Genomic DNA, 19362 nt, shown 5'->3' on the forward strand with positions numbered 1-19362 from the left:
CATACAATTCTAACCCTTAACAGCACCGGCTGCAACACCCTCGATAATATATTTCTGGCAGGCAAGATAAAAGATAATAACAGGAATAACCGCCATAATCAGCGCCGCCATGATCGCGCCCATATCTACTCGTCCATAACTGCCCTTCATATACTGGATTGCGATGGAAATCGTCTTATATTTATTAATATCCAAAACAAGATATGGCAGCAGGAAGTCATTCCAGATCCACATTGTCTCAAGAATACCAACTGAAATATAAGTTGGCTGCATGATCGGCAATACAACTGAGAAGAATGTACGCACCGGATTGCATCCGTCAATCATCGCCGCTTCTTCTATTTCAATAGGAATGGATTTAACAAAACCGCAGAACATAAAGACGGCCAACCCGGCACCAAATCCCAGATAAATAATAATGATGCCCCAAGGTGTATTTAATTTGAGACGGTCTGCGATCAATGACAATGTAAACATAACCATCTGAAATGGTACAACCATTGAGAAAACACATAATAAATAAAATGCATTGGTAAACTTATTCTTCACTCGGGTAATTGCCCATGCGCACATAGAAGTACAGATCAGAATAACGATAACAGAACCCACAGTAATAAATACTGTCCATCCTACAGCCTTCAGCAGGCCATACTGATCCAACGCAGTTGTATAGTTGTCCAGACCAATGAAATTCTTCGCTGACGGAAGCTTGAACGGTTCCAGATTGATAAATGATTTCTTCTTAAATGAGTTAAGTAATACAATAATAATCGGTGCAATATAAATGAGACCCAATATGGTAAAAAAGATTGTACCGATCCAGCTCAATGTCTTTTTGTTCTTCATTTACTGCTGCACCTCCTTCGAACGTGTTGCTCTCAGCTGAATAAGACCAATAGCCACAACGATGACAAAGAAAATAACCGCTTTGGCCTGCCCAACACCTTCCCATCCTGAACGGCCATAGAATGTGTTGTAAATATTCAGCGCCATCATTTCAGATAATTTGGACGGCTCACCAGCTGTCAATGACAGGTTCTGGTCGAAAAGCTTAAATCCGTTGGTAATGGATAAGAATGTACAAATCGTAATAGACGGCATCATCATCGGAATGGTAACTTTCCATAAGCACTGCCAGCTATTGGCACCGTCAATCTGTGCTGCTTCCATAACTTCTCCAGGAATAGACTGAAGTCCGGCAATATAGATGATCATCATATAACCAATCTGCTGCCATGATACCAGAATGATCAGTCCCCAGAAGCCCAGCCACTGGTTCAATGCCAGCGCTGTGGAATATTTTGCAAGAATACCGTTAAAAATCAGCTGCCATATATATCCAAGAACAATACCACCGATCAGGTTCGGCATAAAGAAAATCGTCCTGAAGATGTTTGTTCCTCTCATTTTCCTCGTCAGAGCCAGCGCCAGTGCAAAGGCGCAGACATTAATCACTATTAGTGATACAATCGCAAAAAGTGCCGTATACCAAAACGAATGTCTGAAAATTGTATCCTGAAATGCTTTTACATAATTGCTGATACCTACAAATTTCGCATCTTTGACTGTCGTGAATTCACAAAAGGACAGTCCAACACCCATAATAAACGGTGCGATAAAACCTATGATAAATGCAGCCAGAGTCGGTAAAACGAATATCGGAAGATAACGTTTAATGGCCTTTTCCACAAAATCAACCTCCCTCTTAAGTTGATAAAAGTGCGAGTCCAAATATGCCTGGCAGATTCTACCCGCATAAAAAACCAGTGGGCGGGCAAGGGATGCCCGCCCACTGTCTTTTAATCTACAGTTACGATATAAAACCGTTTGCGTTCCTGATTATTTGGAAGCTGCTGCTTCTTTAGCCCATCCGTCTACGAATGCGCTTACAACTGCTGCCCAGTTATCATCTGTCTGGTCTGCTGCGTATGTTGTCAGAGCAGAACCAACACCGTTCTTCCATTCTTCTGAAGGCATTGTGGAGAATGTCCATGCAACTGGTGTATAGCCATCAGCTACATACTGGTTAGCGATGTTAACCAGAGGATTGGATGATTCAAGGTTGCCTTTGAAAGGAATAACAAAGCCCATGCCTGCGTCACCGGATGGCATTGCACCTTCGCCGCCGCACATAGCTTTTGTACCAACTTCAGATGTTACACACCAGTACATGAAATCAAGTGTAGCCTGGATATCTGCTTCGCTTGCTTTGCTGTTAACACACCAGTAGTTCTCTGTACCTGTACAAAGACCCTGTTTGTCTTCACCTTCAGCACCGATGTAGATTGGCAGCATGCCAAGGTTGTCATCACCGAGTTCTGCAACATCGTTGTATGCCCATGTACCATTCTGATAGAATACAGCCTGTTCTGTTACGAATTCAGCAACTGCATCATCACCTGTCTTTGTGGAAAGAAGGGACGGATCACATGTTGCGTTGTTGATGTAAAGATCCCAGATATTTCTATAGTTGTCAAGGTATGTACCTTTGATGGCATCTGTTGTATTGATGTCGTCTGCTTTGTATTCATAGTAGATTGGAAGATTTGCAAGATGTGTCTTGAATCTCCAGTCAGAAGAGCCATCCATACCTGCGGATGTAAAGGCTGAGAAGCCAAGCTCATCCTTACGTGCTGTGATGTCTTCAGCAACTTTCTTCAGATCATCAAAGCTCTTGATATCATCCTGTGTATAACCTGCTTTTTCAAGAAGGGCTTTGTTGTAAATGATGCCGTATGTCTCGATAACATAGCCGATACCTGCCATAGAATCGCCATCCATCAGAGCAAATTCATCATTTGTCAGTTCACCTGCGATCTTAGAATCCTTCAGATCGTAGCAGTAATCTTTCCAAGAAGCCAGACCAACAGGACCATTTACCTGGAATAATGTTGGTGCATCTGTCTTAGCCATCTCTGACTTCAGTGTTGTCTCATAATTACCTGATGCAGCTGTTAAAACTGTTACAGGAACACCAGTCTCTTCTGTGTACAGCTTAGCCAGTTCCTGCCACTGTGCATCCTGTTCAGGCTTAAAGTTCAGATAATAAACCTTGCCGTCGCCTGCTGCTGTGCTTTCTTTCGCTGCCTCTGTTGCTGCCTCTGTTGCTGCCTCAGAACCTGCAGGAGCCTGTGTCTCTTTTGTTGAAGAGCTGCCACAGCCTGCAAGCATGGAAACACTGAGTGCGCCAACCATGGCCAGAGCTAATAAACTTCTTTTTTTCATTATGATTCCTCCTCGTTTTAAAGATAAAACCTTCCCGGAAACGTTTCTGGAAACGTTTCCAACTCTGTAATTACATCATATACCACTTCAACAAAAAAAGCAAGAGAATTCTCTTGCTTTTTTGTCAAATTGTTAGTTATTTATATTTTAAGTCTCTGTTTTTGTGCAGTTTGACATGAGTTTTCCCTGTATTTTCCAATTGAATCATATACTTCGTCCTGTTTACGACTATATAAGACACCACCTGAACTACTCTTGTGATTGACCCCAACATCTTATGATTGCATTCCGAGACACCGTGCCATATCTGCTTCCGGTGTTGTCACCGCACCGATATTGTAGGTATCCACCAGAATCTTCAGTACATTTGGTGAGATAAATGCCGGCAGTGTCGGTCCGAGAAGAATATTCTTGATGCCGAGATGCAGCAGCGTCAGCAGGATGCAGACCGCTTTCTGCTCATACCAGGACAGTACCATGGACAACGGCAAATCATTGACACCACAGCCAAAGGCATTGGCCAGCGCCACTGCCACCTGGATTGCGCCATAAGCATCATTACATTGTCCCATATCCATAAGGCGAGGCAGACCGCCAATGGTTCCCAGATCTAAATCGTTAAAACGGTACTTACCACAAGCTAATGTCAGTACAATGCTATCCTTTGGTGTTTGCTTCACAAAATCCGTGAAATAATTTCTGCCCGGTCTTGCACCGTCACAGCCGCCCACCAGGAAGAAATGACGGATATCTCCGGCTTTAACCGCTTCAACCACTTTATCAGCCACTGACAGAATTGTGCCGTGACCAAAACCGGTTGTCACTTCATGCCCGCCGTTGATGCCGGTAAAATGCTGATCTTCCTTATAACCACCAAGTTCCAACGCTTTCTCGATCACCGGTGAGAAATCTTTTTCATCGCCGATATGCACGATTTCCGGATAAGACACCATCTCTGTAGTAAATACTCTGTCTGCATAACTTGCTTTTGGCGGCATCAGACAGTTGGTTGTAAACAGAACCGGCGCTGGCATATTGGCAAATTCTTTCTGCTGGTTCTGCCATGCGGTACCGAAATTGCCTTTAAGATGCGGATATTTTTTCAACTCAGGATAAGCATGAGCCGGAAGCATCTCGCCATGGGTGTAAATATTGATACCCTTATCCTTTGTCTGCTCCAAAAGCTGTTTGAGATCATACAGATCATGACCTGTCACAACAATAAACGGGCCTTTTTCTACAGTTAAAGGAACGGTTGTCGGCTCCGGCGTCCCGTAAGTCTCTGTATTGGCCTTATCCAAGAGTGCCATACACTTCAGATTCACTTCTCCCACTTCCATAACTACCGGCAAAAGTTCATCCACTTTCCAGTTTTCACCGATGACAAAAAGAGCCTTATAGAAAAATTGATTAACATCTTTGTCAGTGTATCCAAGCACAGCAGCATGATAAGCATAGGCTGCCATACCTCGGATACCAAAAAGAATCAGTGATTTTAATGAACGAATATCCTCATCTGCTTCCCAGATGCCTTTCATATCATAATCTTCTGTTCTGCCGCATGGAGAACCGCATGATTCACAGTCCGGCACCAGTTTGTGCTTCTCCTCATGCACACGATTGATCAGAGCGTTAATGGTTTCATTATTAAAATTCACATTTGTGACGGTTGTAAATAATCCCTCGATAATGACTTTATCAGTGGAAGGTCCCGGTACATTTCCCTCTGCCGCACGGGCAAGACCGATGAGTGCCCCTGTCAGTTGATCCTGAAGCTGTGCTGTATCCGCCTGCTTGCCACAGACACCTGCTCTGCCTGTACATCCGCCGCATCCGGCTGTCTGCTCACACTGAAAACAAAACATATTATTTTCCATTGGAATACCTCCTTGACTTTATGCACCTATCATAGTATACTTTGCCCAAAAGTTACGTTGTAATTCCAACAAAAGGAGCTCTTTTATGAGAGAATATTTTCCAGTGATAAAAAAATCCGCACTTTTTCAAGGTATCTCTGAGGATGATTTAGATGGCATGCTGACCTGTCTCGGAGCACGGACTGCTTCCTATTCAAAAAACCAGCCGATTTTCTGGGAAGGGGAACCGGCAAGTCTTATTGGTGTTGTATTAACCGGCAAAGTCCAGATTGCCAAAGATGATTTTTTCGGCAACCGCAATATCATTTCCATGATGGAGCCGTCACAGCTCTTTGGCGAAGCTTTTGCCTGCGCCGGCATAGAAAAACTGCCGGTCACTGCAACCGCAGTTACCGACAGTGAGATTCTTCTGCTGGACTGCCGCCGTGTCATCACCACCTGCGGCAATTCCTGTGAATTTCATAATCGGATTATCGCCAATCTTCTGCATATTGTTGCCGCCAAAAACATTATGCTGAATCAGAAGATTGAGCTGACTTCCAAACGGACCACCAAGGAAAAGCTGATGGCTTATCTGCTGATGCAGGCTAAACAAAATAAAAGCCGAATTTTTGCGATTCCTTATGACCGCCAGGAGTTGGCGGATTATCTCGGTGTCGAGCGCAGTGCTATGTCCGCAGAACTCAGCAAATTGCGCCGGGAAGGCCGGATAGATTATCATAAGAACCAATTTAAAATATTAGAATAACTTTACTTTTTTATCTCGTCTGTTTCTACAATAAAACGTACACTTCCGGTTTTTCCTTTTTCAAGACCAGAGAAGTTGTTGTACTGCTCATCTGCTTTTTTCAGAGCACGGACACGGGTGATGATATTTTCCAGGTCATCCCCTGCCAGTTTTTTCAGTTCCTGAATGCCCTCTTTGTCAAATTCTTTCATGCCGTCACTGAGGGCATCTGTTCCCTCTGACAGGCCATCAAATCCTTTAGAGATAGCATTTCCGGCCGTGATGAGCTGTCCCGTACCGTCATTTAATGCCACCGATCCCTGATAAAGCTGCTCAATACCATTGTTCAAAGCCTGCACGCCTTCGGTAAGCTGACCGCTGCCGGAGACCAGGCTGCTGACACCGGATTTTAACTGTTCCAGTGTGCCTGAGAGTCCAGACATCTGTGTGCCAAGATTCGACAAGGCTTCTGAATACTGTCCCAGTACCTGCAGCTGTTTCTGCATATCTTCAACCAATACGGTAATTGTATCTGTACCCAGTGAAAACTCCGGAATTTCAAGGTCCGGCATATCTTTCAGCGCATCTTTTGCCTCGGCAATCTTTCCTGAAGCCGTATCCGTTGTATCGGAAATTGAAATACTGTCTTTCACTTTTGACTGAATCTCAGCTTTCTGATCATCTGTCAAATCTGTACCCGCAAGAGCCTCTTTCACAGCCTTTGATGCCTGCTCTTTTGCTTCTGATTCTGCCTTTTTCTCTGCCTCGCTCAAATCCACTGCATCCAGTGCACCTTTTGCCTCGGAAGTCTTTTTCTGAACAGATTCCTTATAAGATTTTGCATCATTGGCAAAGGTTTTCACATCATTTAACGTTGACTGCATGACTGTCAGCGCTTCTTTTAATTTTGCTGTATCCTGTGCCAGTGCTGCTGCGGCTGCGGACATCGGCTGCATATCCACAGACTGTCCATCCAGATTCACTGTTGCCAATGACTGATTCAATGTTTCAAGTCCCTGCTGCAGGCCTTTGGCACCTTCAAGAAGTGCGCCTTTCTGGTCATTGACGGTTTTCAGCCCTTTCATTAAACCTGCGGAACCTTCATCCATTGCAGATACCCCTGTCAGATACTGTCCAAAATAGTCACCCAATTCATCCGCACCATCTGCCAGCTCTGCAGCGCCGTCCACCAGTTTGTCTGAAGCCTCTGATAAATCATCCATGGCATCAATCAAGTCATCTACATCTTTCAGGTCATCCGTATCCATATTGCCGAACATACCGTTGGAGATAATGGTTGCTGTGAAATCCAGTGAAAAATCTGTCACATCCGCTGTCAGTTCCACATATTCCGGAATATCAACATCTTCTGTGGCTTCATAATTCTTCAACTGCAGACTGTCGGAAAGTCCTGGCATGGCATAACCAATTACAATGTTCTGGTCATCCATTTCCACGGTTTTGCCGTTGGTCACTTCAATATTACTGAAGTTATCCGATGACAGGAACATGGCTGAGCACACAACAAAAGGTGTGGATACCTCAACTGTCTTTCCATTTACTTCTACTTTCTGAGAATACTTGTTGGTATAATCAAAACGGATTCTGACTTTGCCGCTTTGTCCTTTTAATTCATCCGCAGTCACCTGTTTGTCATTCAGATAATAAGTAATCTTGACATCCACCGGCAGAGCATCTGTAGAAGTACCTTTATATTGAATGTCCTCACCATGATTTTCCCATACAACCACGTTGCTGCCCTTCTCTGTAAATTCTTCGTCGCCTTCTGTGTTCTTAATGTCAGAAAGTGTCGAATAATCTGTGATTTCTCCCTCTCCTTCATTTTTCAGCACTGCCTCCACAGACACATCATAAATTTTGCCGGATGAATCTGCCTTGGCATAGACAGTTTCCGTTTTATCTGTTTTATCACTGCCTTTGTCAGCGCTTTTATCGCTATCCGATACCTGATCATTCTTACTGCCGTTCTTATCTGCATCTGTTGTCTTGGTTTCTTTATGGCTACTATTGTCAGTATCAGCTGAAGTTTCTGCTGAAACCTCATTCTCCGCTGCTTTGACCTGCTCCGTACAACCGCTCACAACAGACGCTATCAACGCAGCCACCACAAGCACCGCTGTTAATACGAGCATTCCCGCCTTATCTTTTAATCGCTTTTTTATTTTCATCGCACTGCCTCCCGTCTATTCCACATTTTTAAGCGCTGTATCCATCGGAATCTTCTGAATACGCCTGTACTCCAGCAAAGCAACCACACCATAGGAAACAACACCCATGATAAACATTTTGACATAAATTGATTTGCCAAGATAAATCGGAATCCAGCCGGACATACTGTTGATCAGCATCCACCGAAAAATATAAACCAGTCCTTCATAAACCAAAGGCATGCTGATCAGTATAGACACCGCCACCACGATAAATGTAGAAATAATATATAACCGGCTGATTTCGCTATTCGTATATCCCAGAATCTTGTTCATGGAAATGGACTGGGCATTTTTCTCAATGATGATTTTGGAAAGCAAATACATCAATACAACGAAAATCAGCACCGCAAATCCATCTATCAGATACATCATACTGCCCATGGACTGATCCAACTGACGGCTGATTCTGGTCAGGTCATCGATATCAATCAGTGAACCGATATATTTGGAATCAATATCTGTTATTTCGCTGTTAGAAAAGTAACCGCAAAAATAGTCACTGCCCAGATCAAACATGTCGTTTAATGCTTCTCTCGACATAAAGACATCCAATGCACCTTCGTAATCATAAATGCCCGTTACCGTCAGGTTATAGCTCTTATCCTCATAGGTTTCCTTCAGGGTAATCGTATCCCCCGGCTGCAGCAAATATTTGTCTGCATAAGCGGATGAAATATAGACATCCTTCGGCTGCAGATCCAGATGAATATATTGGCTGTCCGGTTCAATGCCATACAGCAGCACTTCTTCTGTCCTGGTGGCATTCTGCTGCATTTTCAGTGAATAGGCACTGAATTTTTCTGCATCTGGATTATCTGTTTCAACAGAACGACTGAACATCATCATATTCAACATACTTTCCAGCTTGTGATCCTCATCCACCGCTCCCACAGGCATCTGAAGCAGATACTGATAATTGGCCAGCATATTGTCGCCAATGGTCGCTTTGTAATGATCAAGTACTACCTGCAATCCCAGTCCAAAGAGCAGCAGCATATTGGCAAATAATATACCCACAAAAAGCACCAGATAATTGCTGAGATTCTGTAGAATGACCCTGATGCGGAATCGATTAAAAAACGGAATATGCACACTCAACGGCAACGCATGTTTCTGTTTTCTTCTGCTCAGATCACGTCTCAGAAACTTCAGCGGTGAAAGTGTCAGTTTGTAAGACAATACCGCGAAGGTGATGACTGCCATCAGCACCACTGGCACAATGGTGGTCAATACAAAGGCTTCCGAGTTCCACAATGTAACATAGGTCGGCAAACTGTAGCTGCCGTAATACATGCCCGCACAAACATCTTTCAAAACAGTGTATCCCAAAATATTGCCGATACCGGCACCGATCAAAGTGACAAAAATCGGCACCATCATATAATGCCGCACCAACTCACTTCTCGTATAACCGGATGCCCGAAGCGTGCCGATGACATTGGCCTCTTTGCTGATGGTGTTGCTGATGATCACACTGAACACAAAAGCCATGATCACAATAACCATATACAGCAGGACAATCATCATGCCTCTGTCACTGCCCATATCTTCACCGGTAAAATTAATCGCCTGATTCAGATAACGCGGTGTATAGCTGTCCAGTACAATAATGCTATTGATATCTGACATCAAATCATCCGACATTTCTTTCTCTTCTATGTTGTTCTTTGGCGATTGATTGTATTTCCATGCATACTGCCAGGTCATTTTAGACTGATCCAGCTGTGCAAAGCCCTTATCAGCCACAATGGCCACCCCAAACTTGATCGCATCAAACATTGAATCATTATTGTCCGAGAATAATGCGCTGTAATCAGACAATGCCACCAATCCTGTCACTCTCCAGCTGTGATCTGTTGATGCAATCACATCGCCTACTTTCAGACTGTTGTTGTCCGCATACATTCTGTCGATGGCAATTTCGTCCGATTTCTCCGGCATACTTCCTTCCATCAGACATACTTTATCGACGTCCTTGCGATCTGGAAAAATTCGAAGTGTACTATCATTCGTCACTAACGTTTCTTCCACATAAAACAAATCATAAAGTGTCACTCCCAGAGCTTCAACATTCTTCTTCTGAGCCTTGTTCATCTGTTTTACAACTGTGAAATGGCCGTCTTCTATATTGTATTTCTCAAAACTTTCATTATATGCCGTCAGCATACTGCCATCTGCCACAAGGAAACCGGATACAAACCCGATGGTTGCGATCAGAAGAATCAAAATCACCAGATATTTGCCCAATTCTCCTTTTAATTCCCTTGTCAGACGCCGGTTCAGTGGATTCTTCATCTGTACCACCTCCTACCAGTCCAATGCATCCGCCGAAAGTTTCTGCTCATTCAGATAATTCTTGCGGATCATGCCGTCTCTCAGACGTACCACACGATCCGCCATATCTTTGATGGCATCATTATGGGTGACCATAATCACTGTGTTGCCGTATTTCTGATTAACCTTCTCAATGAGTTTCAGGATTTCTTTAGATGTATTGTAATCCAGCGCGCCTGTCGGTTCATCACACAGTAGAATATCCGGATTTTTGACTATGGCTCTGCCGATGGCCGTTCTCTGCTGTTGTCCGCCGGAAAGCTGGTTCGGCAGCTTATTTCTATGGTCGTAAAGCCCCAGTGTATGTAAAAGTTCATCCACATCCAGCGGCTTCTCACTGAGATAAGCCCCGACTTCTACATTCTCCCTGACTGTCAGATTCGGGATCAGATTATACATCTGGAAAATGTAACCCAGATGCTTTCTGCGATACAATGTCAGCTTCTTTTCTTTCATATCTGCCATTCTTTCACCTCGAATGCAGATATCCCCGCTGTCTGCCTGGTCAATACCGCCGATAATATTCAAAAGTGTCGATTTGCCGGAACCGGAAGGCCCCAGAAGCACACAGAATTCCCCCTGCTCTACGTACAGATCAATCCCCTTCAACACTTCAACCCGGCTCTCCCCTGAGCCGTAAGATTTTCTGATTTGATTGATTTCCAGAAACATTCCTCTCGCCTCTCTTCATTCTATATTGACTGTTTTTCGCCGTAATATTAGTTATCTCTAACCAGTGTATCATACAACGACGGCGGTGTTAAAATAAAACAGCATAATTGATAAACATTCTCAATTATGCTATTTTAGACAATTATAAACTTTTCTCATTTCATAGGCCTGCTGCATGCATGATTGATGAATATGTGCCATGTGAAGATATTCTTTCCCAGATTAATGCTGCAAAATTTGCACTCCATAAGGCCGGACAGGTCGTATTGAAGGGGCACATCCAGCATTGCGTCAGATACAACATTGAACACGGTGATGCCGACAAGACCATTGCGAACTTTACCAAAGCGGTTGAACACTTTGCCAATATGCACTAACCAAAAACAAGAGCAAAAATGATTCTCTCAAACCATCTCGCTCTTGCTTTCTTCTTTGTTACTCTTTTATAAACTGTTTAACTTTTTTACTCAATAGCCTTTTGATGATAAACATCATTATAATGCCACAAATGTACCTTGGAAGCCCCGACAACCCGCAATATCGGCAACGAAGCCAAGACCTGTACAATATGGTACTGAGTCGGCATATCTTTCCACTCAGGTATCCACCATTCTAAAGAAGCATTTCCCCATACTCGTTCAGGCTGAGGCAAAGGTTTGGCATCCTCAGGTGCAGGAAATGTTTTTGGTGTTATTGTAACATATTGCACATCAGCCTTATTGAATCCTGCCTCTGAGTGCGGAATGTACTTGTAATGCATGATACCTTCATTCTCCTCATCAAAAAGTACTTTCTGCATTTCACTTAAATCATCCGGCTTTTCGTCCATTTTAAAATGTAATTTAAGGAATTCAAAATTCCATGATGATAATGCCGCATAGGTTCCGTCTTCTTCTTCGCATATATCTGTAATATCTGCATATATTTTCGAGTATCCCAGCTGCTCTCGCCCGCAAATAATAGGGTCTGCATGATTTTCCCAGATTGCCAGCTGATATTGTCCCTTTATTTCATCATTTGTGCCGCAATAAGTAACCGGTACATTAAATGTTGTAACATTATACCCATGTCCGGCCAACACACACTGTCCCATCTTGTCTGCGTCATTCGATGTCCAACCATATTCATACCGTAATGATGCCAATGTCAGTGTCGGATCTTTCAGCATCTCCTGCTTAGCCAGACCAATCGTACGCTCCGCTAGGCACTCAAAAATAATATAATCCAAATTGCTACGACACAAATGGTTGTTTATTTTTTCTCTTTATCTTTTAAAGAGAGTACTGCCTCTACCTGCGCAATCAATTGTTCCTTATCTGGCATATACGTTACATATTTTGATGCAAAAATATTATTGCTCAGACCGCCCAGTGCATATTGCATATCTACATTTCCTTTATCCGTACATAAAATTAATCCTATTGGCGGGTTATCATCTTCATCATTAACTTCTGCTGCATAGTAATTTAAATACATATTTAACTGTCCTACTGCTTCCGGCATTAATTTAATCGTTTTTAATTCAATCAAAACATATGATTTTAATATTTTGTTATAAAACACCATATCTACATAATAATGGACATTGCCAAATGTCACTCTTTGTTGTGTCCCAACAAACATAAAACCTTTTCCTAATTCTAATAAAAATTTTTCTATTTGTCTGACAAGTGCTTCCTCCAAATCAGATTCCATCATCGGCTTATTTTCTGGTATCCCTAAAAATTCAAATACGTAAGGATCTTTCACAATATCCTGTGGTTTTACAATTTCATTACCTTTTAACGACAATTCTAATACTTTCTGCTTATTTGCCTTCCCATCTGATAACAGAAGTCTTTCAAAAAGCGATGACGCAATTTGCCTTCTTAATTCTCTGACGCTCCATCTGGAATTTGCGCATTCAATTTCGTAAAAATGACGTTTAGCTTTATCAGAAATTGACAAAAGTTCACAATAATGCGACCAACTTAAGCGTTCAGACACTGTCTGAACGCTGCCATATTCTTTATAAAATGTAATCATATTCCAAATATTGGCACGTGAAAAACCTTTACCAAATTTTCTGGTAAGTTCTTTTGAGAGCATAGAAATTGTTTTGTTTTGATAATTCTCTTCATTTTCATGCAAATTAATATCTTCGACAAGCAGTTTCCCTATTTCCATATACGTTCTTAGGAGGGTATTATTCACTTCAACTGCAACATGTGTTCTTGCTTCCTGAAGTAATTTTTCTATTTTATTTATCATCTTATTATCTACTAATTTGTCCATACTTTCTCCTATAATATCAACTAACTTCACTACACCTATTATATCCGTTTTCTTCTAAATATCTTCTAGCAGATTCATCACAAAACCTCCAGTTGTATGGCATCCATAATCTTCTTTCCACCCTTGACTTTTTCAGCATAATCCTCCATACTGAAAAAATCCATATCATTAATTATCCTTCGGTAACTGCCAATCACATCTTTATAATAATCAAAAGGTATTCTTCCTCTAAATCGTATTAAATCCACCAGCAATCGCTCACGACTATATATTGGAATCTTTACGCTCTGATACTCTATAAGGCATTTGCCAATATCATACAAATCATCATTAACAAAACTTTGCTTTACCCTTTTATCTTTTATCCTTGAATCTTCTCTTTTCGTTGTCAAACAATAATAGTCCGGTATAATATCAGTCAAGCCATAATAGTAATACGCACTGCTCCCTGCAAATATCGCTCTCGGATACTTTGCAGTCATCAGTTCAAGTTCAGAACATATCTTTTTATCTGAATATAACCCCTTTTCTTTTTGAAATAAAATACCTGCTTCTATTGCTTTCTTAATCCTGTAATCTGTTCCATACTTTTCAAGACACTGCCTATACGTCAATATCATTCTGTCACCCCCCCCCTTCGTTTTAAGTAAAATTACACTCGTTCTTAATTTATGTGTATTTTTGCTTTAATTATACCATTTCATTTAATAAATTCAAGTAAAAATACACTTGTTTTTATTTCATGTGAGTTTTTACTCAAATCAATAGAAAAGCAAGAGCAAAAATGATTATCTCAACCATTGACGTTCTTGCCTTTATCACATTAAATATTATCTTTTTTACAACATCCCAGCTTTTTCCCACCGCCTGAATTCCGTCCGTGCCAAAGCCACACACAGCAGACAAGTAACTGTATCTGCCGCAGGTGCCGCCAGCAGTGCCCCGTCTAATCCAATCAATCTGGACATTACCAGTGCCAAAGGAATCAGTAACACGCCCTGTCGAATCAGCGGTACAAGTAATGATCTTGTCGGCTTCCCGATTCCCTGGAAGAAGGAACCCGTCGTCATATGCACCCCATACAGGAAAAAAGCCATCATATAAAGTCGGAAGCAATGCTGCGTACAGTCAAAATACAGCTGATTATCCGCAACAAACAATCCTGCTATCTGTCTTGAAAATACCATATAAACCAGCCACCATACAGCTGAAATAACGACTGCAATGCCAGTGGCCAGACGATAGGTCTGGCGCACACGCTGATAATTCTTCGCTCCGAAGTTATAGCCGTTAATGGGCTGAATGGCGGAGGAAACCCCCACAAACATGGAATGTGCAAGCTGATAAACTTTCATCATCATGCCATAAACAGAAAGCGCCATATCACTGCCGTAAATGCTGGCTTCACCGTAAACACGCATGAGATTGTTCAGCACGATCTGTACCAGCGCCGTTAATCCCTGAGTCAGCAAACTCGGAAAACCAAGCTGCAGAATCATCTTCAGCACCGGCCAGGTCGGGCGCAATGCGCCCTTTTCAAGCTGTACAGATTGTAATCTGCGCAGATAGAGCAGACATAATATGCCTGCTGCCATTTCTCCAATCACCGTGGCAATACCTGCCCCCACGACCCCCATTTTCAACCCGAAAATAAATACAGGATCCAGAATAATATTGACCACTGCACCGGCCATCATACATTTCATAGTATATTGCGGTGACCCGTCCGCACGAATCATCGCCGTAAAAGCCGGACAAATGAGCTGAAACGGGATACCAATGGCAATCACCCGCATATAAGCCAGCGATTCCCCATAAGCCGTATTCGTTGTTCCGAACAGCGTAACAATATGCGGCGCAAATATACCGCAAATGAATGCCAGCGCAATGCCGCTGGCAACAATCCAGGTCACTGCCTGCCCGAAAATCTTATTGGCATTTTCCTGCTCCCGACGTCCCAGACACAGACTGACATTAGCCGCACAACCATCTCCCAGAAGCAGTGAAACCGCGTTGACAAGAATTGACAGCGGAAAAGCGATATTGATGGCTGCCATTCCTGTGATGCCCACACCCTGCCCCACAAAAATCTGGTCTACAATGTTATAGATGTAATTAACCATCAAAGTCAGGGTTGTCGGAACAGAATACCTGAACAACAACTTCGTAAGAGGTTCTGTTTCCAAAGGACTTCTGTTTGTCTGCATATTTACCATTCTCCATCCCCTCCTCAATCATCATGACATTTTATCTCAGTCGAGAAGACCCCCACCTCTTTCAGGTGGTGAGTAACAGCAAATTTGTGTCAGTGGGAGTCCAATCTCCGACTGAGATAAACGCTCCGCGAGGATGCGCAGTGATTCTGTAAAGAATATGTCAGCTTACGCTGACCAGAATCACGCGCCAAGTCTCGCGGTCGCTCGACTTGAACAAAACAAAAAGCACCCGGCAGCTATTACTTCCAAAAGAAATAATATTGATACCGGATGCTGATAGGATGACTTGGATAGAATGAGCAAAAAAACGGCATCCGGCGCTCAGCCGGAAAGCCTCCTTCTCCCCTCCAGACTGACTGTTGGCTCCGGAATTACACCGAATTAGCCGAATGGCTCGCGGGCTGTCACCGCCAGTAGAGAACATGCTCATTTCCGAAGAAAACTTTACTTAATTTCAAAATAACATACTTTTCCTGGGCTGTCAACGGCTGATTGTAAAGTGAAAAATTTCGCACATTTCATCTTGACACCTGTTTTAAAGCCTAAATAAATCGTCATTTTTTCTTAAGAGATTCGTTCATTTATATCTCCTAATCATATGTTATACTACTCATGAAAATATTAGGATTTCAAAAATTTCACAGAACGGAGGTCGGAAACATTGAAAAAATATTTATTATTTTTGGGTATCATCGGTCTTTTTGCCTTAACCGCATGCGGCAAACAGGCCAAAATGTCAGATGTCACCATTGATTATGGCAGCTCCTCTATTTATTCCAAAGAAGATATGGATGCCGCCATCAAGGCCATTAAAACTGTATTCAAGGATTTTGACGGCTGTGAACTGCACAGTATTTCCTACAGTTCAGATGACCAATGCAGCACTCCCGATCATATTGCCTGGATGAACGAACTGGAAGCTGCCAATGATAACAAGGAAACCTTCGACCAGTGCATTATGTTTACAAGCGATTTTCATTCTCCGAAAAATGGCGGCGGTGCATGGAATCCTGATGAAGAATATACCGGCTGGCAATGGTGGCTGGCTCGTTCTAATGGCGGTAAGTGGAAGCTGATGACATGGGGATATTGAGGCTTCTAAAAAGAAAAATTATTTCTTCAATATCTTCCGAATATCCGCCAGTCTTTCCAACGCCGCATTCAATGTATCGTCCTTCTTTGCAAAATGGAATCGGATGTACTGGTTCACGTCTTCTCTGAAGAAGCTGGAACCCGGAACAGCGCCGACGCCGACTTTCTCTGCCAGATCCACACAGAATTCATAGTCATCTTTATAACCGAACTCGCTGATATCTACCATGACATAATAAGCCCCCTGAGGCTCTGTGAATGACAGGCCAATGTCTTTTAAACCGCCGACAAAGAAGTTTTTCATATGAGTATAATGGTCCTGCAATGCAACATAATAATCGTCGCCAAAGTTCAGTCCCGGCACAACCGCCTCCATCAGCGGTGCTGCAGCACCCACAGTCAGGAAGTCGTGCACTTTCTTGACTCTGTCAATGACTTCAGGCGGTGCAATGACATAACCCAGACGCCATCCTGTAATGGAATAAGTCTTTGAAAGGGAGTTGCAGATAATTGTACGCTCACGCATTCCAGGCAACGTGGCCATATAAATATGTTTATTCGGCTTATACAAAATATGCTCATACACTTCATCAGTAATAACATACAGATCGTATTTAATGGCCAGATCAGCGATGATTTGCAGTTCTTCCAGTGTAAAGACTTTGCCACATGGGTTGGACGGGTTGCAGAGAATCAGGGCTTTCACCCCATCCTGCTTCATGGCATCTTCCAGTACATTGGCATCAAAGTTAAATTCCGGCGGATTTAACGGCACATAAATCGGCTGTGCGCCGGACAGAATCGCATCTGCACCGTAATTCTCATAAAATGGGGAAAAGACAACGACTTTGTCTCCCGGATTGCAGACGGTGAGCATGGAAGCCATCATCGCTTCCGTACTGCCGCATGTGACAACAATTTCTTTATTCGGATCTACTTTCATACCCGAGAAATGTTCATGTTTTCTCGCAAGGGCTTCTCTGAAGTTCTGTGCGCCCCATGTCAGGGCATACTGATGCGGTCCGTGCGGTGCGATTTCACGCAGTCTGTCTGTGATTTCCTTCGGCGGGTCAAAATCCGGAAATCCCTGAGATAAATTGACAGCACCATATTGATTTGAGACTCTTGTCATTCTTCTGATCACCGAATCTGTAAATCCGGCAGTTTTATCACTTAACGGTTTCATATATCTGTACTCCTTTAGACATTGTAGGAAATGCCTGCATTTAAAATATTTTTCTCATCAAAAGCTGCTTTCACACGCTTCATCAATGCAATGTTTTCCGGCTTTGATGCTTTCAGCAGATATTTCTGCTTGCTCAGTCCGATGCCGTGCTCGCCGCTGGCCAGACCGCCCAGTGCATAAGCTTTATCATAAAGAACAGTCAGATTAGCGTCAAGCTCTTTTTCCCAGGTTTCATCGTCTCTATCACCTCTGACAACACACAAATGCACATTGCCGTCTCCGGCGTGTCCGAAACTGATCATGCGCATACCACATTCTTTTTCAAAGGCGTTGACAAAATTGACAAAGGCATCAATCTGGTTAATCGGCACAACGATATCCAGCGGCTCCTGCTCTGAAACAGCCTCCACACCTTTCACCAGCATACCGCGAATCTTCCATACTCTGGCTGCCTCCTCTTTATCCTCCAGCGGAAGAACGGAAAGGGCACCGCTTTCTTTTGCCACTTTGCGAAGTCCTTCGAGGTGGTCATTGATTTCATTTCTGCTGCCGTCAAGGGTTGTCAGCACATAGGCGCTGGCCTCCGGTTCAGGGAATGACATTTTCAGATAATCTTCCCCCAACTGAATCACTTTACGCTCAATAAATTCCATGGCTGTCGGATTCAAATTAGCCTGAATAATTTGTCTGACACTCTCAATACCTGCTTTCAGACTGTCGAAGCTGAGAAGGACACTGAGACTGTCTTCCGGCTTCGGAATCAGCTTCAGTATACATTTGGTGATCACCGCCAGTGTTCCTTCGGAACCAATGACAATCTCTTTCAGATCAAGGCCGGAGGTATCTTTACGGTTCTTGCTGCCCGCCATGACAACGGTGCCATCTGCCAGAACCAGTTCCAACCCCATGACGTAATCTCTGGTTACGCCGTATTTCACAGCACGCATACCGCCTGCATTGGTGCTGATATTTCCGCCGATGGTGGCTTTCTTTTCGCCCGGATCCGGTGGATAGAATAAACCTTTGCTTTCAACATAAGCCTGAAAATCTTCCAGTACAACCCCCGGCTCAACAGTGGCCGTGAAGGTTTCCTCATCCAGCTCAAGGACATGATTCATCAAAGACACATCCAGCACAATCCCGTGACCTGACGGTACAGTGGAGCCAACAAGATTCGTACCTGCACCTCTCGGTGTCACCGGCAGGTTATTTTTCCAGGCATAACGCATAACCCCGCTGACTTCTTCTGTTGATATCGGAAATACAACCGCTTCGGCTGTTCCTTTTTTACGTCCCAGATTGTCAGAAAGATACTGCGGATCAATCTGGCCTGTAATGATTCTGTTTTCATCTTTTATAATTGATAAAAGTGCTTCCTTCATGGCTTCTTTTACTCTCCTATTCTCTGTTGCAGCGATTCAGTTTTCTCACAACACGATAAAACACACTTTGAAGTTTTTACTCATTATCATTATGTTCAAGGTGATTATACTGCAAAATCCATCAACAATCGACTTTGCTGATGGGA

Annotated in this window: 15 protein-coding genes, 1 pseudogene and 1 riboswitch; of the genes and pseudogenes, 3 read left to right on the forward strand and 13 right to left on the reverse strand. The window is 43.1% G+C overall.

Annotation, left to right across the window (positions count from 1 at the left end):
- Positions 1–9: 9 nt before the first annotated feature.
- From NBH03_RS12845 to hcp, 4 genes are all read right to left on the reverse strand, one after another.
- The gene (locus NBH03_RS12845; protein WP_215631991.1) at positions 10–846 is read right to left on the reverse strand and encodes a carbohydrate ABC transporter permease; all 837 of its coding nucleotides are present in this window, start codon (positions 844–846) and stop codon (positions 10–12) included.
- Entirely contained in the window at positions 847–1689 is an 843-nt protein-coding gene (locus NBH03_RS12850; protein WP_215631990.1) for a carbohydrate ABC transporter permease, read from the reverse strand.
- A 150-nt stretch (positions 1690–1839) separates the two neighbouring features.
- Complete coding sequence (locus NBH03_RS12855) at positions 1840–3225, reverse strand: ABC transporter substrate-binding protein (protein ID WP_250799818.1); 1386 nt, start codon at positions 3223–3225, stop codon at positions 1840–1842.
- Between the two features lie 275 nt (positions 3226–3500).
- A complete protein-coding gene (gene hcp, locus NBH03_RS12860) occupies positions 3501–5102 on the reverse strand; it encodes a hydroxylamine reductase (protein WP_227082250.1) in 1602 nt (533 codons plus the stop codon).
- A gap of 85 nt (positions 5103–5187) precedes the next feature.
- Between hcp and NBH03_RS12865 the strand changes: the two genes are divergently transcribed.
- Entirely contained in the window at positions 5188–5850 is a 663-nt protein-coding gene (locus tag NBH03_RS12865) for a Crp/Fnr family transcriptional regulator (protein WP_215631987.1), read from the forward strand.
- Positions 5851–5852: 2 nt separating this feature from the next.
- Here the strand turns inward: NBH03_RS12865 and NBH03_RS12870 are convergent, their stop codons facing one another.
- Genes NBH03_RS12870 through NBH03_RS12880 form a run of 3 tightly spaced genes read right to left on the reverse strand, consistent with a single transcriptional unit; the run spans position 5853 to position 11066 of the window.
- Positions 5853–8018 (reverse strand): hypothetical protein, encoded by a 2166-nt coding sequence (locus tag NBH03_RS12870; protein ID WP_250799819.1) that lies wholly within the window; start codon positions 8016–8018, stop codon positions 5853–5855.
- Between the two features lie 15 nt (positions 8019–8033).
- The gene (locus NBH03_RS12875; RefSeq protein ID WP_250799820.1) at positions 8034–10355 is read right to left on the reverse strand and encodes an ABC transporter permease; all 2322 of its coding nucleotides are present in this window, start codon (positions 10353–10355) and stop codon (positions 8034–8036) included.
- Between the two features lie 12 nt (positions 10356–10367).
- Positions 10368–11066, reverse strand: coding sequence for an ABC transporter ATP-binding protein (locus NBH03_RS12880; protein WP_015513261.1), 699 nt, complete (start codon positions 11064–11066; stop codon positions 10368–10370).
- A gap of 179 nt (positions 11067–11245) precedes the next feature.
- Here NBH03_RS12880 and NBH03_RS12885 point away from each other — a divergent pair.
- A pseudogene (locus NBH03_RS12885) lies at positions 11246–11443 on the forward strand (metal-sensing transcriptional repressor); the annotation flags it as partial.
- Between the two features lie 86 nt (positions 11444–11529).
- Here NBH03_RS12885 and NBH03_RS12890 read toward each other — a convergent pair.
- The 4 genes from NBH03_RS12890 to NBH03_RS12905 form a co-directional block, all read right to left on the reverse strand.
- Positions 11530–12294, reverse strand: a complete 765-nt coding sequence (locus tag NBH03_RS12890; RefSeq protein ID WP_250799821.1) for an acetoacetate decarboxylase family protein — start codon at positions 12292–12294, stop codon at positions 11530–11532.
- Positions 12295–12317: 23 nt separating this feature from the next.
- The gene (locus NBH03_RS12895) at positions 12318–13340 is read right to left on the reverse strand and encodes a PDDEXK nuclease domain-containing protein (RefSeq protein WP_015513255.1); all 1023 of its coding nucleotides are present in this window, start codon (positions 13338–13340) and stop codon (positions 12318–12320) included.
- A gap of 77 nt (positions 13341–13417) precedes the next feature.
- Complete coding sequence (locus NBH03_RS12900) at positions 13418–13960, reverse strand: type IV toxin-antitoxin system AbiEi family antitoxin domain-containing protein (protein WP_015513254.1); 543 nt, start codon at positions 13958–13960, stop codon at positions 13418–13420.
- Positions 13961–14179: 219 nt separating this feature from the next.
- The gene (locus NBH03_RS12905; RefSeq protein WP_215690017.1) at positions 14180–15556 is read right to left on the reverse strand and encodes an MATE family efflux transporter; all 1377 of its coding nucleotides are present in this window, start codon (positions 15554–15556) and stop codon (positions 14180–14182) included.
- Between the two features lie 331 nt (positions 15557–15887).
- A riboswitch (FMN riboswitch) is annotated at positions 15888–16000 on the reverse strand.
- Positions 16001–16217: 217 nt separating this feature from the next.
- On the opposite strand from NBH03_RS12905, the gene NBH03_RS12910 reads away from it, so the two are divergent.
- Positions 16218–16649, forward strand: coding sequence for a hypothetical protein (locus tag NBH03_RS12910; protein ID WP_250799822.1), 432 nt, complete (start codon positions 16218–16220; stop codon positions 16647–16649).
- An 18-nt stretch (positions 16650–16667) separates the two neighbouring features.
- Here NBH03_RS12910 and NBH03_RS12915 read toward each other — a convergent pair whose 3' ends face one another.
- A complete protein-coding gene (locus NBH03_RS12915; protein WP_227082260.1) occupies positions 16668–17834 on the reverse strand; it encodes a pyridoxal phosphate-dependent aminotransferase in 1167 nt (388 codons plus the stop codon).
- Between the two features lie 14 nt (positions 17835–17848).
- Positions 17849–19216, reverse strand: coding sequence for an FAD-binding oxidoreductase (locus tag NBH03_RS12920; protein WP_250799823.1), 1368 nt, complete (start codon positions 19214–19216; stop codon positions 17849–17851).
- Between the last annotated feature and the right edge of the window lie 146 nt (positions 19217–19362).

It is taken from the genome of Coprococcus intestinalis (genome assembly GCF_023656595.1).
Taxonomy (GTDB): domain Bacteria; phylum Bacillota; class Clostridia; order Lachnospirales; family Lachnospiraceae; genus Coprococcus_A; species Coprococcus_A intestinihominis.

Bases quoted from the DNA above. Each gene is read 5' to 3' on its own strand.
- NBH03_RS12845 (WP_215631991.1), bottom strand. From the start codon at position 846: ATGAAGAACAAAAAGACATTGAGCTGGATCGGTACAATCTTTTTTACC.
- NBH03_RS12855 (WP_250799818.1), bottom strand. From the start codon at position 3,225: ATGAAAAAAAGAAGTTTATTAGCTCTGGCCATGGTTGGCGCACTCAGT.
- hcp (WP_227082250.1), bottom strand. From the start codon at position 5,102: ATGGAAAATAATATGTTTTGTTTTCAGTGTGAGCAGACAGCCGGATGC.
- NBH03_RS12865 (WP_215631987.1), top strand. From the start codon at position 5,188: ATGAGAGAATATTTTCCAGTGATAAAAAAATCCGCACTTTTTCAAGGT.
- NBH03_RS12870 (WP_250799819.1), bottom strand. From the start codon at position 8,018: ATGAAAATAAAAAAGCGATTAAAAGATAAGGCGGGAATGCTCGTATTA.
- NBH03_RS12875 (WP_250799820.1), bottom strand. From the start codon at position 10,355: ATGAAGAATCCACTGAACCGGCGTCTGACAAGGGAATTAAAAGGAGAA.
- NBH03_RS12880 (WP_015513261.1), bottom strand. From the start codon at position 11,066: ATGTTTCTGGAAATCAATCAAATCAGAAAATCTTACGGCTCAGGGGAG.
- NBH03_RS12895 (WP_015513255.1), bottom strand. From the start codon at position 13,340: ATGGACAAATTAGTAGATAATAAGATGATAAATAAAATAGAAAAATTA.
- NBH03_RS12900 (WP_015513254.1), bottom strand. From the start codon at position 13,960: ATGATATTGACGTATAGGCAGTGTCTTGAAAAGTATGGAACAGATTAC.
- NBH03_RS12905 (WP_215690017.1), bottom strand. From the start codon at position 15,556: ATGGTAAATATGCAGACAAACAGAAGTCCTTTGGAAACAGAACCTCTT.
- NBH03_RS12915 (WP_227082260.1), bottom strand. From the start codon at position 17,834: ATGAAACCGTTAAGTGATAAAACTGCCGGATTTACAGATTCGGTGATC.
- NBH03_RS12920 (WP_250799823.1), bottom strand. From the start codon at position 19,216: ATGAAGGAAGCACTTTTATCAATTATAAAAGATGAAAACAGAATCATT.